Below are 14,962 nucleotides of genomic sequence, written 5' to 3' on the forward strand. Positions count from 1 at the left end.
AGTTAAGGACACACTGTCGTGAGCAAATCCGTCGTTCTGATCGCCGAAGAGCTGTCGCCCGCCACCGTCGACGCCCTCGGTCCCGACTTCGAGATCCGCCACTGCAACGGTGCCGACCGCACCGAGCTGCTCACCGCGATCGCCGACGTCGACGCGATCCTGATCCGCTCCGCGACGAAGGTCGACGCCGAGGCGCTGGCCGCCGCCCGCAAGCTCAAGGTGGTCGCCCGGGCCGGCGTCGGCCTGGACAACGTGGACGTCTCCGCCGCCACCAAGGCCGGCGTGATGGTCGTCAACGCGCCGACCTCCAACATCGTCACCGCCGCCGAGCTCGCCTGCGGCCTGCTGATCTCCGTCGCCCGCAACATCGCCCCGGCCAACGCCGCGCTGAAGCAGGGCGAGTGGAAGCGCAACAAGTACACCGGCGTCGAGCTGAGCGAGAAGACCCTCGGCGTGGTCGGCCTCGGCCGGATCGGCGTCCTGGTCGCGCAGCGGATGTCGGCCTTCGGCATGAAGATCGTCGCGTACGACCCCTACATCCAGGCCGCCCGCGCCGCCCAGATGGGCGTCAAGCTGGTCACCCTCGAGGAGCTGCTCGAGGTCTCGGACTTCATCACCGTCCACCTCCCCAAGACCCCCGAGACGATCGGCCTGATCGGCGACGAGGCGCTGCACAAGGTCAAGCCGACCGTGCGCATCGTCAACGCCGCCCGCGGCGGCATCGTCGACGAGGAGGCGCTCGCCAGCGCCCTGCGCGACGGCCGGGTGGCCGGCGCCGGCCTGGACGTGTACGCCAAGGAGCCGTGCACCGACTCCCCGCTGTTCGCCTTCGACAACGTGGTCGCCACCCCGCACCTGGGCGCCTCCACCGACGAGGCCCAGGAGAAGGCCGGCATCGCCGTCGCCAAGTCGGTGCGCCTCGCGCTCGCCGGCGAGCTGGTACCGGACGCCGTCAACGTCCAGGGCGGCGTGATCGCCGAGGACGTTCGCCCGGGCCTGCCGCTCGCCGAGAAGCTCGGCCGGATCTTCACCGCGCTGGCCGGCGAGGTGGCCGTCCGGCTCGACGTCGAGGTCCGCGGCGAGATCACCCAGCACGACGTCAAGGTGCTCGAACTGTCGGCGCTGAAGGGCGTGTTCGAGGACGTGGTGGCGGAGACGGTGTCCTACGTCAACGCCCCGCTGTTCGCCCAGGAGCGCGGCGTCGAGGTCCGCCTGACCACCTCCAGCGAGAGCCCCGAGCACCGCAACGTGATCACCGTCCGCGGCACGCTCGCGAACGGCGAGGAGATCGCCATCTCCGGCACGCTGGCGGGCCCGAAGCAGACCCAGAAGATCGTCGGCGTGGACGCCTTCGACGTGGACGTCGCGCTCACCGACCACATGGCGTTCTTCAAGTACGAGGACCGCCCGGGCGTGGTCGGCGTGCTCGGCCGCCACCTCGGCGACGCCGGCGTGAACATCGCCGGCATGCAGGTGGCGCGGGACGGCGGCGGCGCGCTCGCCTCCATCACCGTGGACAGCCAGATCCCGCAGGACGTGCTGTCGGCGATCGCCGCCGAGATCGGCGCCCGCTTCGCCCGCTCGGTCGACCTGGGCGCCTGAGCCCGAAGGCCCACGGGGCCCGGACCGCCGTTCGCCGGCGGTCCGGGCCCCGCTGCGTTCCTCGGGGTGAGCCGCGTCTCAGATACTAGGAAATCCAAGTATTCGTGCAGACACGGCCCCGACCTGGTCGTACCGTGGAAGAGCCACACGATGTGCCGCCCCTGTAGCCAGGGCGCGCGGCCCGTGTGCGCGTGCGCCCCCACGGCAGGAGACCCCTGCTCCGCGCGTACCCCTCCCCAACCCTCTGCGTGCCCCTGCACGCATGCCCCCAAGGAGCCCGGTATGCCTACCACCGCAGACCGCCACGCCGCCCCCGCCCCCGCCGCCACCCCCGTCCGCGCCCCGCGCCGCCGCCGGACCGCCGAGCGGAACTCCTTCGCCGCCGCCGCGCTGCAGCGCTCGCTGGACCGCCGCGACAACGGCGGCGTGACCGGCCACCTCTGACGGGTCGGGCCGGCCCTCCGGCGGGATCGCCCCGCCGGGCCGGGCGGCCGTCGGCGTTCATCCGCCTAATGGGCCGCCCGGGCTGACGCCGGTTCACCCGGTCGAGTGCAACCGGCCTCCGTCCGGGGGAAGTTGCTCGCCCCGCCCGGCGCGATCATCCTAATTTGGGGCCCCCGGAAGGGTGATCGACGGCCGCGCGGGCGGGCGTCAGCGACACGGTGTGCGGATCAGTCCCCCTCCCGGGGGAGAGGGCCCAGTGCGCCTGCCACCCGTCCGCCGAACCGTCGCCAGGATCGGCCTCACCCTCGCCCTGCTGGCCGGGACCGCGGCGCTCGCCGCCGCCCCGGCCTCCGGCGGCCCGCCGCACCCCCCGACGGCGCCCGCCGGAGCCGGGCGAACCGCCTCCGTCCTGCTCGAACTCACCACCGAGGCGGCCGGCCCCGCCTGGCGGCGCGCCGCCGACGGAGCCCGCCGGGCCCGGCGCTCCCCGGAGGCCGTCCGCCGCGAGGCCGCCGACGCCGGAGCCGCCCAGCAGGCCAGGGCCGCCGAGGCCCTCGACCGCGCCGCCGCCGCCGTGCACCGCGCGGCACCCGCCACCCGGGAGCTCTACCGCACCCGCACCCTGCTCACCGGCCTCGCCGTCGACGTGCCCGCCGGCCGGCTGCCCGCCCTGCGCGCGCTGCCCGGCGTGCTGGCCGTCCACCCGATCGTCCGCAAGCAGCGGGACAACGCGCACTCCGTGCCGCTCACCGGCGCCCCGCAGGTCTGGGCCGGAGCCGGCGGTGACCAGGCCGGCGCCGCCGGGACCACCGGCCGGGGGGTGCGGATCGGGATCGTCGACAGCGGCATCGACTACACCCACGCCGACTTCGGCGGCCCCGGCACCGAGGCCGCCTTCCGCTCCGTCGAACGCGGGAAGCCCGCGCCGCCCGAGCTCTTCCCCAACGCCAAGGTGGTCGGCGGCAAGGACCTCGTCGGCGACGACTACGACCCCGACCCGTCCTCCCCGAACCACCAGCCCGTCCCGCACCCCAGCGACAACCCGATCGACTGCGACCGCAACGGGCACGGCACCCACGTCGCCGGCACCGCCGCCGGGTACGGCGTCACCGCCGACGGCCGCCCGTACACCGGCCCCTACCGGCCGGGGCTCGACCCGGCCGGCTTCAGGATCGGCCCGGGCGCCGCCCCCGGCGCCCAGCTCTACGCGATCCGGGTCTTCGGCTGCGCGGGCTCCACCGACCGCCTCGCCCAGGCCCTCGACCTCGCCGCCGACCCGAACGGCGACGGCGACCTCACCGACCGCCTCGACGTCGTCAACCTCTCCCTGGGCAGCCACTTCGGCAACCCCGACGACACCGACGCCCTCGCCGTCGACCGGCTCGCCGCCCTCGGCACCGTCGTGGTGGCCGCGGCCGGCAACGACGGCGACGTCTACGGCGTCGGCGGCAGCCCCGGCACCGCCGCCCGGGCCGTCGCCGTCGCCGCCTCCGTCGACCCGCACAGCGACGCCGACGGCCTCACCGTGCTCGCCCCCGCCGACCTCGCCGGCGTCGTCCCCGCCCACTGGAGCGAGCGCTACCAGGGCTGGGCCACCGCCGACGTCAGCGGCCTGCTCGGGCTGCCCGCCGACCAGTCCGACGGCTGCGCCGCCTTCAGCGAGGCCGACCGGCAGCGCCTGGAGGGCCGCGTCGCCGTCCTCACCTGGCGCACCCGCGAGCCCGACCGGGCCTGCAACTCCGGCCCGCGCGCCGACCACGCCGCCGACGCCGGCGCCATCGGCGTCCTCTACGCCGCCGACACCGACCACCTCGCCGAGATCGCCGGGAACGAGCGGATCCCGGCCGCCCTGCTGGCCCGCGCCGACGGCGAACGGCTCCGGCAGGCCGCCGCCGCGGGCCCCGTCCGGATCCGGCTCGCCGCTCCCGGCAACCCGCTGCACGGCTCCGTCTCCCAGGACCAGCCGGGCCGCACCGACACCCTGACCGACTTCACCTCCCGCGGCATCGGCGTGCCCGGCCTGGTCAAGCCGGACCTCGCCGCCCCCGGCGAGACCATCTGGTCCGCCCTCGTCGGCAGCGGCAGCGGCGGTCAGCGCGAGGACGGCACCTCGATGGCCACCCCCCACGTCGCCGGCCTCGCCGCGCTGGTCCGCGCGGTGCACCCCGACTGGCCGGTCGAGCAGCTCAAGGCCGCGCTGATGAACACCAGCGTCGACACCTGGCTCGGCGACGACCACGGCGGGCCGGTGTACGGCCCCGAGCGCACCGGCGCCGGGCGCGCCCAGGCCGACCGCGCCGTGCGGACCCCCGTCGTCGCCTACGCGACCGGCGAGGGGGCGCCCGAGGGCGCCGTCGGCGTCTCCTTCGGACCGGTCGAGATCGGCGGGCCGACCGCCCTCGACCGCGAGATCGAGGTCAGCAACCACGCCGACCGGCCGCTGAGCTACCGCACCGGCTACGCGGCCGCCACCGAACTGCCCGGCGCCGCCTTCGAGGTGACGCCCGCCCGGGTGGACGTCCCGGCCGGCGGGACGGCGCGGATCCGGGTGACGCTGTCCGTCCCGGGCGAGCTGGGCCGGACCCCCGACCCCACCCTGGACACCGTGCAGGGCGGCCTGGCCCGCAGCTACCGCGGCGAGCTCTCCGGCCGCGTCCTGCTCACCCCCGTCACCGACCCGGCCCTGCCGGAACTGCGGGTCCCGGTGCTCGCCGCGCCGCGCGCCGCCACCGACCACGCGGCCACCACCGCCGCCCGCACCACCCGGGACGGCACCCTGCTCGCGGTCGCCGGCAGCGACGCCCCCGGGAACCGGCCCGGACTCGTCACCGCGCTCGCCCTCGGCGGCGAGGGAGCCCGCTGGGCCGACTGCCCGTCCGGCAGCGGCGCGGCCGCCGGACCGGGCGCCGGCATCGGGCCCGAGGAGGCCACCGAGGCGGCCTACCCGGCGCAGGACGTCTGCGTCGAACACCCCGGCGAACGGGTCGCCAACCTGCGGGCCGTCGGGGCCGGCGCCACCCCCGACCTGTTCTACGTCGGCGCCAGGCTCTGGGCCCCCGCCGCCACCCCGGTCGGGCTCTTCGGCGTCCGGGCCTCCCTCGACACCGACGGGGACGGCACCACCGACGTCATCCTCAAGGCCGACCGGCAGCGCGGCAGCGACGTCCTGGTCTCCCGCGCCCTGGACGCCCGCACCGGTGCCGAACTCGACGTCCAGCCGCTCGACGCCCACTGGGGCGACACCGACACCGACCTGCTGGACAGCGACGTCCTGGTGCTCCCCGTCCGGCTGAGCGCGCTCCCCGGCGTCCGGGAGGGCCACAGCACCGTCCACTACGGCGTCTGGACGGGCGCCGCCGGCCCCGGGAAGCCCGACCCGGCGGAGGCCTACTCGGCCGTCGGGCTGCGCGGCACCCGCCCCACCGTGGCCATCGACGTCCTGCACCCCGCGCTGGACGTCCACGTCGGCACCACCGGACCGGTCGCCCTCGCCGCCCCCGTCCACTCCGGAACCGTGCTCGCCGTCCACCGCGCCGTGGGCGACCGGTCCCGGCTGCTCCTGCTGCACCACCTCAACCCGGCGGACCGCCGCGGGCAGGTGATCGCCCTCCCCTGACGACCGGACACCGTGGAGGGGCGGTCCCGCCGGGTGGCGGGACCGCCCCTCCGTGTGGTCCCCCGCCGCCGCGGCCCGTCGGACGTTCGCCCAGGCCGTCCGGTCAGCCCGCGGCGGCCCGCCGCCGGGCGCCGCGGGACGGGCGCGCGGGCCGGTGCGTCAGACGGGCGAAGACGAGCACCAGCGCCAGCAGGCCGGCGGTGCCGGAGGCCACGGTGAGGCCCTCGGTGAGACCGGGCGGGCGGAAGGAGCAGTCCACCCGGTCGGCGCCGCCGCCCAGCGGGACGCCGATCATGCCGAGGACCGGCGTCGGTGCCACCCGCGGACCGCCGCCGGCCGCGCAGCCCCACCCGTCGGTGGCCGCGACGGAGACCAGCGCGGTGCCCGTCGACCCGGCCGGGAGGGCCGCGGACAGCGTGTGCCCGCCCGCCGTCACCCGGGTGGCACCGGTGGCGGTCAGCCGGGCGACGGCCGCCTCCAGGGCGCCGGCCCGCAGGCATCCGACCGGCCGGGCGGGGAGCTGGCTCACCGTGTCGGAGCGCAGCGTCACCCGGACCGTCCCGTCGGCCGGGACCGGCCCCAGCCGGTGGACGGCGACGGCGGTGGTGGGCTGCTCGCCGTCGCTCTCGAAGGTCGTCCCGAGGCCGCTGACCGTGCCCCGGTACCAGACGCCGTGGAAGTAGGCCGTCCCGCCCGGGGTGCAGGCCACGGTGAGGACCGTGCCCTCGGCGCCGCCGGGCAGCGACCAGCCGCTGCTGCCGTGCAGGGTGGGTGCCGGGCCGCCCGCCGGGACGGGCAGCGGGGCCTCGTACACCCGCTCCCCGAGCAGCGACTCCTGCCGGGACCAGACCGAGCCGGTGTCCGTCCGGGCGCCCGGCGGTAGCACCGTGACCAGCGGCGGCGCGGCGGCCCGGCCCTGGACGAAGCCGTCCGGGGGCGGCCCGTCGTCGAGGTGCGCGCGGACGGCGAACAGCGCCTGCCCGACCGGGTCGGTGACGCTGGCCGTCTGCCGGCCGCCGGCCGTCCAGCCCGCGCCCAGGTCGTGCAGCAGCAGGGCGACGACCGTCGGCAGGTAGCCGCTGAAGTAGCCGCCGCCCTGCCCGTCGAGCAGCAGCGGGTCGTTGGTGGTGAAGGCGTGCGGCCCCGGGTCGCTGCGGCCCAGCGGCCAGTCGGCGGCGCCCCGCACCGCCGCGTACCCGGCCCGGACGGCGGACTCCGGGGCGCCCCCGGGCGGGACGGCGCCCAGCGCCGCGTACCCGGACCAGACCGCGTTGCCGAGCACCGCGCCCCCCAGCACCCAGGTGGCCACGGCGCCCGCCCGGCGGTCGGCGTGCCGGCGGTCGAGGACCCGGAGCGCGGCCAGCACCACGGCACCGCCGACGGCCAGCAGCAGCCAGGTCGAGGCGCGCACCGAGTGCCGGCCCGCCGCCAGCCCGGCGATCAGCGCGACCACCGCGGCGCCGCCCAGCAGGGTCACCCCGTCCGGCCGGTGCGCCAGCGACACCCAGCCCGCCAGCACCAGCAGGCCGCTCAGCACGAACGCCACCCGGTACGGCCCGCCGGCCGGGATCGCCAGGCCGTGCCAGACCAGCACCGTCGGGGTCCACACGAAGCCGAGCCCCACCAGCACCAGCGCCCCGCACCACACCGCCCGCTCCCGCACCCGGACCCGCCGGTTGAACGGCAGCCCGCACACCAGCAGCAGCCCCAGCACGCCGATCGCGACGTCCGGCAGCGGCAGACCGCCGTGGGCGGCCGGCAGCAGCTGCGCCAGGTGCCCGCCGAGCCCCGACGGGCCGAGCGGCTGCACCGGGGACTCCGGCTGGGCGGTGTGCGCGGCGCGGACGGCGACGAACAGCACGGGCGCGGCGAGCAGGATCCCGACGGTGGCCATGGTGACCGCGCGCCCGGTGACCCGGACCCGCTGCCGCAGCGGCCGCGGGGCGGTGAACAGCCGGACGGCCAGCAACAGGCCGGCCGCCAGGGTGGCCAGCGCGGCGGTGTACAGGTTGCCGGCCCAGGCGAGGGTGACGCACAGCGAGCCGGCCACCCAGCGCCGCTCGTGCAGGCACCAGTCGGCGGCCAGGCCCAGCAGCGGCAGCGAGACCAGCCCCCAGAGCCACATCGGCGCCGCCCCGCCCACGTCCAGCACCCAGGCGCAGAGCCCGTAGCCGACGGCGGCGAGCGCCCGCAGCCAGTGCGGGCCGGTGTGCAGCCGGCCCAGCAGGTGGGCCATCAGGGCGGTGCCCAGACCGATGCTGGCCAGCACGACCAGGAACACGGCGAGCCGCCCCTGGTCGCGGGGGAGGAGCGCCGTGGGCCAGGAGAACGGGTTCATCAGGTAGGCGAAGAAGTCGGCCAGGAACGGCACGCCGTAGCCGCTGTTCCAGTTGAACAGCAGGTCCCCGGCGGCCCGGCCGTGCAGCAGGTCCCACAGGTGCGCGTGGTACGGCACGGCGACCTCGCCGGCTCCGGTCGGCCACGCCCCGTGCAGTCCTGCGGCGAGCGCGTACCCGCCCGCCGCCAGCCCCGCCGCACCCCCGCAGACCAGCACCTCCCGCCGCCGCTCGGCCCTCACGCACGCGCCCCGTTCTGCCAGTGACCCCGGATCCGCCACCATCATTGCGCCCCCGGCGCGGAAAACGACGTACGCGCTCCTTCGAAGGGGTGGCGTTCCGGACGGCCTTGCCAAGTAGCCTGGGAGCGCCGCCAGGATGCCCGTATGGGAGGAACCATGAGCATCTCGCCGTACCCCGACTGGATCCGGCCTCCTGTCGGCGGCTACACCGCAGAGGATCTCGACCGGCTGCCTGATCTCCCGCCGCACACCGAACTGCTCGACGGGAGCCTGATCTTCGTGAGTCCGCAGACGAAGTTCCATGTTCGGGCGAAGCGCATGCTGGAGCGTGGGCTGGAGAAGGCGGTTCCGGCGGGTTGGGAGGTGTGGCCGGAAATGACGGTCACCCTGGACCGGAGGAACCGGCCGGAGCCGGACATCCTCGTGGTCCACGAGGACTCGGACACCGGTTACCGCCAGACGGGCTTTTCCGCCGAGCACGTCCTGCTGGCGGTCGAGGTCGTTTCGGAGGAGTCCCGCGAGCGTGACCGTGAGACCAAGCCGCGCAAGTACGCGGCAGCCGGCATCCGCCACTTCTGGCGCGTCGAGTGCGACGAGGGCCGCCCGGTCGTCCACACGTACGAGCTGGACCCGGCGACCAGGGGCTATGGGCTGACCGGCATCCACCACAAGCAGCTGAAGGTCGAGCGCCCGTTCCCGGTCGAGGTCGACCTGACCTGAGCCGGCCCGTCCCGGCCCGGCGCGTCCGGATGGTGGACGCCAGGTGTCAGCCCCTGGGACGGCGGAGTAGGGTCCGAGCATGTCTCGCACGATTCGTCTCGCAGTAGTCCCGGGTGACGGCATCGGCCAGGAAGTGGTGGCCGAAGGTCTGAAGGTCCTGGGCGCGGTGCTTCCCGCCGACGTCAAGCTGGAGACCACCGAGTACGACCTCGGGGCCCGGCGCTACCACCGGACCGGGGAGACGCTGCCGGACTCCGTGCTGGCGGAGCTGAAGTCCCACGACGCGATCCTGCTGGGCGCCATCGGCGACCCGAGCGTGCCGTCGGGCGTGCTGGAGCGGGGGCTGCTGCTGAAGCTGCGCTTCGCCTTCGACCACCACATCAACCTGCGCCCCGGCCGGCTGTTCCCCGGGGTGAAGTCCCCGCTGGCGGGCGAGCCGGACATCGACTTCGTGGTGGTCCGCGAGGGCACCGAGGGCCCGTACGTGGGCAACGGCGGTTCGCTGCGCACCGGGACGGAGCAGGAGGTGGCCACCGAGGTCAGCCTCAACACCGCCTTCGGCATCGAGCGCGTGGTGCGCGACGCCTACCGCCGGGCCCAGGCGCGGCCGCGCAAGAAGCTCACCCTGGTGCACAAGAACAACGTGCTGGTGCACGCCGGGCACCTGTGGTCGCGGATCTTCGCCGCGGTCGGCGAGGAGTTCCCCGAGGTCACCACCGACTACCTGCACGTCGACGCGGCGACGATCTTCTTCGTCACCCAGCCGGAACGCTTCGACGTCATCGTCACCGACAACCTGTTCGGCGACATCCTGACCGACCTGGCCGCCGCCGTGACCGGCGGGATCGGCCTGGCCGCGAGCGGCAACATCAACCCGAGCGGCGAGTTCCCGTCGATGTTCGAGCCGGTGCACGGTTCGGCGCCGGACATCGCCGGCCAGGGCAAGGCCGACCCGACGGCCACCGTGCTGTCGGTCGCCATGCTGCTGGAGCACCTGGGCTTCGCCGCGGAGGCGGCCCGCGTGGAGGCCGCCGTCGCCGCGGACCTGGCCGAGCGCACCGGCACCCGCAGCACCTCCGAGGTCGGCGACGCGCTCGCCGACCGAGTAGCCGGCTGACGGGCCGGATCCGAAGGACGGAGTCCGGCCGACGAGCCGGGTCCGACAAGGTCCGGCCCGGTGGGCCCGACCGCATAACCGCAGCTTGCAGCTCCCCAAGGAGCGGGCGACTGTTCGGCACGGCCCTCTGGATGCGAGTATCGACAGTGGGTCGTGCCGCCGTGCGTTCGTTCCGGTGATCGTTCGCCGTGACGTCCACCGGCGGTGGCGACCCGAACCAACCCCACGGTGAAGGAAACAGCCATGAGCACGCCCACCCAGGCGCCCATCTCGTTCGACCTCAAGCCTTCCGCCCACCCGCTGCCCGCCGCGGAGCGCGAGGCCCGGCTGGCCAACCCCGGTTTCGGCCGGGTCTTCACCGATCACATGGTCACCATCCGCTGGACCGAGGGCGTGGGCTGGCACGACGCCCAGCTGGCGCCGTACGCGCCGCTGGAGATCGACCCGGCGAACATGACGCTGCACTACGGCCAGGCGATCTTCGAGGGCCTCAAGGCCTACCGCCAGGCCGACGGCTCCATCGCGACCTTCCGCCCGGAGGCCAACGCCGCCCGCTTCCAGGCCTCGGCCCGCCGCCTGGCGATGCCGGAGCTGCCGGTGGAGACCTTCGTCGAGGCCGTCGAGCTGCTCGTCCAGCAGGAGCAGGCCTGGGTGCCGAACGAGCCCGAGCAGAGCCTGTACCTGCGCCCGTTCATGTTCGCCACCGAGGTCGGTCTGGGTGTCCGGCCGGCCAACTCCTACCTGTTCATGATCATCGCCTCGCCGGCCGGCGCCTACTTCCCGGGCGGCGTCAAGCCGGTCTCGGTGTGGCTGTCCAAGGAGTACGTCCGGGCCGCGCCCGGCGGCACCGGCGCCGCCAAGTGCGCCGGCAACTACGCCGCCTCGCTGATCGCCCAGGCGGAGGCCGCCGCCAAGGGCTGCGACCAGGTGGTCTGGCTCGACGCCGCCGAGCACCGGTGGGTCGAGGAGATGGGCGGCATGAACCTGTACTTCGTCTTCGGCGAGGGCGCGGACGCGAAGATCGTCACCCCGGAGCTGTCCGGCGCCCTGCTGCCCGGCATCACCCGCGACTCGCTGCTGCAGCTCGCCGCCGACCTCGGCTACGCCGTCGAGGAGCGCAAGATCTCCACCGACGAGTGGCAGCGGGCCAACGCCGACGGCACCCTCACCGAGGTGTTCGCCTGCGGCACCGCCGCCGTGATCACCCCGGTCGGCTCGGTGAAGTCGGCCGCCGCCGACTGGACGGTCGGCGCCGGCGAGCCCGGCCCGGTCACCATGGAGCTGCGCCGGGCGCTGCTGGCGATCCAGGGCGGCCAGGCCCCCGACACCCACGGCTGGCTGCACAAGATCGTCTGATTCCGCACCCGCGCCGGCCTGCCGCGTTTCGCATCGCGAGACGGGCGGGCCGGACCGCGGGGGCTGTGCCAGACTGCCAGCGTGTCCTCGCTGTCGCTGATTATTAGCAGCAGGCGCGCCGGTCCGCAGTGACCGCTCCCGCAGGACCCGATGCGGAGCGACCACCAGCGTCCAGACCCGCGCGCAGACCTCTCGCACCCGCGAGGGGTCTTTTTGTTTACCCCGGACCGGCCGGGAGCCCCCACAAGGGGCTCGGGGACACCGGGGCGCGCGCGGGATGCTGGACAGTGGAGCCGGGACTCGAGATCCGGCAGAGCAGTACAACCTCCCCGAAACGGAGAACCAGGGGTCATGACCGAGGTCAGCCGTACCGACGACAGTTTCCACGTGTTCGACACCACCCTGCGCGACGGCGCGCAGCGGGAGGGCATCAACCTGACGGTGGCGGACAAGCTGGCCATCGCCCGGTACCTGGACGAGTTCGGGGTGGGCTTCATCGAGGGCGGGTGGCCCGGGGCGAACCCGCGCGACACCGAGTTCTTCGCCCGTGCCGCCGCGGAGCTGGACCTGCGGCACGCCCGGCTGGTCGCCTTCGGGGCCACCCGCCGGGCCGGCGGCAGGGCCGCGGAGGACCCGCAGCTGGCCGCACTGGTCGCCTCCGGCGCCCCCGTGATCACGCTGGTCGCCAAGTCGCACGACCGGCACGTGGAGCTGGCGCTGCGCACCACCCTGGACGAGAACCTGGAGATGGTCCGGGACAGCGTGGAGTTCCTGCGGGCCCAGGGGCGGCGGGTGTTCATCGACTGCGAGCACTTCTTCGACGGCTACCGGGCGAACCGCGACTACGCGCTGGACGTGGTCCGCACCGCGCACCGGGCCGGGGCGGACGTGGTGGTGCTCTGCGACACCAACGGCGGGATGCTGCCCTCGGACGTCCGGGAGATCGTCGCCGACGTGCTGGCCGTCACCGGGGCCCGGCTGGGCATCCACGCCCAGGACGACACCGGCTGCGCGGTGGCCAACACCCTGGCCGCGGTGGACGCCGGCGCGACCCACGTGCAGTGCACCGCCAACGGCTACGGCGAGCGGGTCGGCAACGCCAACCTGTTCCCGGTGGTCGGGGCGCTGGAGATCAAGCACGACCGGCGGGTGCTGCCGGAGGGCCGGCTGGCCGAGATGACCCGGATCTCGCACGCGATCGCCGAGGTGGTCAACCTGACCCCCTCCACCCACCAGCCGTACGTGGGCTACTCGGCCTTCGCGCACAAGGCGGGCCTGCACGCCTCCGCGATCAAGGTCGACCCGGACCTCTACCAGCACATCGACCCCGAGCGGGTCGGCAACACCATGCGGATGCTGGTCTCCGACATGGCCGGCCGGGCCTCGGTCGAGCTCAAGGGCAAGGAGCTCGGCTACGACCTCTCCTCCGACCGGGATCTCGCCGGCCGGGTGGTCGCCCGGGTGAAGGAGCAGGAGAACCTCGGCTACACCTACGAGTCCGCGGACGCCTCCTTCGAACTGCTGCTGCGCGACGAGGTGCGCGGCAGCCGCGACCGCTTCTACACCCTGGAGTCCTGGCGGACCATCAGCGAGCAGGGCCCGAACGGCTTCACCGGGAACGAGGCCACGGTGAAGCTGTGGGCGAAGGGCGAGCGCCGGATCGCCACCGGTGAGGGCAACGGCCCGGTGAACGCCCTCGACCAGGCGTTGCGGGCCGCGCTGGAGCGGACCTTCCCGCAGCTCGCCAGGTTCGAGCTGGTGGACTACAAGGTCCGCATCCTGGAGGGCCAGCACGGCACCGGCTCCAAGACCCGGGTGCTGATCGAGTCCACCGACGGCACCACCACCTGGTCCACCGTCGGGGTGGCCGACAACGTGGTGGCGGCCTCCTGGCTGGCCCTGGAGGACGCCTACACCTACGGCCTGATCAGGGCCGGCCTGGACCCGGCCGAGTAGCGCGCCCCCGCGCCACGCGCCCGCGGCCCGTGGACCCTCCGCCGGAGGGTCCACGGGCACCGTTCACCGGCCTCAGCGGAGGCGGGCGAGGAGGGCGTGTTCGACGAGGGTGATGAGGGCGCTCTTGGCGCTGTCGCGCCGGCGGGCGTCGAGGGTGATGACGGGGGTGTCGGCGCTGAGCTGGAGGGCCTCGCGGACCTCGTCGGGGGTGTGGGGCTGGTGTCCGTCGAAGCCGTTGAGGGCGACGACGAAGGGGAGTCCGCTGTTCTCGAAGTAGTCGAGGGCGGGGAAGCAGTCGGCGAGGCGGCGGGTGTCGACGAGGACGACGGCGCCGATGGCTCCGCGGACGAGGTCGTCCCACATGAACCAGAAGCGGTCCTGTCCGGGGGTGCCGAACAGGTAGAGGATGAGGTCCTCGTCGAGGGTGATGCGGCCGAAGTCCATGGCGACGGTGGTGGTCGTCTTGCCGGAGACGTGGCTGATGTCGTCGATGCCGGCGGAGGCCGAGGTCATGACGGCTTCGGTGCGCAGGGGGTTGATCTCGGAGACGGCGCCGACGAGCGTGGTCTTGCCGACACCGAAGCCGCCCGCGACGACGATCTTCGCGGAGGTGGTGGCGCGGGTGGGGGCGGCCGCGTTAGAGCTTGCGAAGTCCACTGAGGACCCTTTCGAGCAGCGTGACGTCGGGCTGGTTTCCGGATTCGCCGCCGGAAGCGGGCTGGTGGATGGCGACCAGGCCGGCCTCGGCCAGGTCGGCCACGAGGATGCGGGCCACTCCCAGGGGAAGCGAGAGCAGCGCCGACACCTCCGCGACGGATTTGACCTCCGTGCACAGCGTGCAGATCCGCTGGTGCTCGGGGAGCAGGGTGGCCAGCCGCTGCGGGTCGACGTCGGCGGAGACGAGGGCCTCCAGCGCGAGTTCGTAGCGCGGTCTGGTGCGGCCGCCGGTCATCGCGAAGGGCCGGATCAGCGGGCCGGAGTCGGTCTCGTCCTCGAACTCCTCGACGTGCCCGGGCTCCTGGGCCGGCTGGTAGCCGGGGGCCGGTTCGGGCGTCGGGACCGGCGGGCCGGGCTGCGGCGTGCCGTAGGAGGGCTGCGGCTGTCCGTAGGGGCCGGGCTGGCCCCACGGCCCCTGCCGGCCCTGCGGGTCGTACTGTTCCTGCCGGCCGTACGGGTGCTGGTGCTGGTCGTACTGCTCGGCGTGCTGCGGCCGGCCGTACTGCTGACCGTGGCCGACGCCAGGTGCTCCGAAGGCGTCATGGCCTGTGCCGGGGTACGGAACGCCGTACTGGCCGCTACGGTCGTCGGGCGGTGTCACGGTTCCTCTCCTCACAGGGTGCGGCGGTGCGGTGCGAGCTTCGGCGCAGGTCCGGAGCCGGTGGTGCGAAGGCCGTACAACGTCCGAACCCGAGCCCGCCGAAGCGGGCCCGGGAGGGACGCGGAGGTACTTCGAATACCTGGACGGTATCCGACGAACCGTCAGTGCAGGAGACTGCCCTGGAGTTCCGCGCGGAGTGCGGGGGTGAGGACGGCGCCGGCGCGGTCGACGAGCAGGGCCATCTCGTAGCCGACG

General features: G+C 74.6%; 10 protein-coding genes and 1 pseudogene. 7 read left to right on the forward strand and 4 right to left on the reverse strand.

What is annotated here, in order from left to right; genetic code table 11:
- Positions 1–18: 18 nt before the first annotated feature.
- The 3 genes from serA (at position 19) to ACIA8Q_RS20760 (ending at position 5,662) form a co-directional block, all read left to right on the forward strand.
- Positions 19–1,602, forward strand: coding sequence for a phosphoglycerate dehydrogenase (gene serA, locus ACIA8Q_RS20750; protein ID WP_360204821.1), 1,584 nt, complete (start codon positions 19–21; stop codon positions 1,600–1,602).
- Between the two features lie 282 nt (positions 1,603–1,884).
- Positions 1,885–2,046, forward strand: coding sequence for a hypothetical protein (locus ACIA8Q_RS20755; RefSeq protein WP_360204824.1), 162 nt, complete (start codon positions 1,885–1,887; stop codon positions 2,044–2,046).
- Between the two features lie 256 nt (positions 2,047–2,302).
- Positions 2,303–5,662, forward strand: a complete 3,360-nt coding sequence (locus ACIA8Q_RS20760) for a S8 family serine peptidase (protein ID WP_396317529.1) — start codon at positions 2,303–2,305, stop codon at positions 5,660–5,662.
- Between the two features lie 103 nt (positions 5,663–5,765).
- On the opposite strand, the gene ACIA8Q_RS20765 is transcribed toward ACIA8Q_RS20760, so the two are convergent.
- Complete coding sequence (locus tag ACIA8Q_RS20765) at positions 5,766–8,240, reverse strand: YfhO family protein (protein WP_360204829.1); 2,475 nt, start codon at positions 8,238–8,240, stop codon at positions 5,766–5,768.
- A gap of 156 nt (positions 8,241–8,396) precedes the next feature.
- Here ACIA8Q_RS20765 and ACIA8Q_RS20770 point away from each other — a divergent pair, with 156 nt between their 5' ends.
- From ACIA8Q_RS20770 to cimA, 4 genes are all read left to right on the forward strand, one after another.
- The gene (locus ACIA8Q_RS20770; protein WP_360204832.1) at positions 8,397–8,960 is read left to right on the forward strand and encodes a Uma2 family endonuclease; all 564 of its coding nucleotides are present in this window, start codon (positions 8,397–8,399) and stop codon (positions 8,958–8,960) included.
- Between the two features lie 79 nt (positions 8,961–9,039).
- Positions 9,040–10,077 carry a 3-isopropylmalate dehydrogenase gene (locus tag ACIA8Q_RS20775; RefSeq protein WP_360204835.1) on the forward strand — a complete coding sequence of 346 codons (1,038 nt, stop codon included), beginning with the start codon at positions 9,040–9,042 and terminating at the stop codon, positions 10,075–10,077.
- A gap of 243 nt (positions 10,078–10,320) precedes the next feature.
- On the forward strand, positions 10,321–11,433 hold the full coding sequence (locus ACIA8Q_RS20780; protein WP_360204837.1) for a branched-chain amino acid aminotransferase: 1,113 nt from the start codon (positions 10,321–10,323) through the stop codon (positions 11,431–11,433).
- A 351-nt stretch (positions 11,434–11,784) separates the two neighbouring features.
- Positions 11,785–13,389 carry a citramalate synthase gene (cimA, locus tag ACIA8Q_RS20785; protein WP_360204840.1) on the forward strand — a complete coding sequence of 535 codons (1,605 nt, stop codon included), beginning with the start codon at positions 11,785–11,787 and terminating at the stop codon, positions 13,387–13,389.
- Positions 13,390–13,461: 72 nt separating this feature from the next.
- On the opposite strand, the gene ACIA8Q_RS20790 is transcribed toward cimA, so the two are convergent.
- The 3 genes and pseudogenes from ACIA8Q_RS20790 to ACIA8Q_RS20800 form a co-directional block, all read right to left on the reverse strand.
- A complete protein-coding gene (locus ACIA8Q_RS20790) occupies positions 13,462–14,046 on the reverse strand; it encodes an ATP/GTP-binding protein (protein WP_387902156.1) in 585 nt (194 codons plus the stop codon).
- Entirely contained in the window at positions 14,027–14,707 is a 681-nt protein-coding gene (locus ACIA8Q_RS20795; RefSeq protein ID WP_396317530.1) for a DUF742 domain-containing protein, read from the reverse strand. The genes ACIA8Q_RS20790 and ACIA8Q_RS20795 overlap by 20 nt, the downstream gene beginning before the upstream one ends.
- A gap of 161 nt (positions 14,708–14,868) precedes the next feature.
- A pseudogene (locus ACIA8Q_RS20800) lies at positions 14,869–14,962 on the reverse strand (roadblock/LC7 domain-containing protein); the annotation flags it as partial.

This window comes from Kitasatospora sp. NPDC051705 (genome assembly GCF_044453265.1).
GTDB lineage: Bacteria > Actinomycetota > Actinomycetes > Streptomycetales > Streptomycetaceae > Kitasatospora.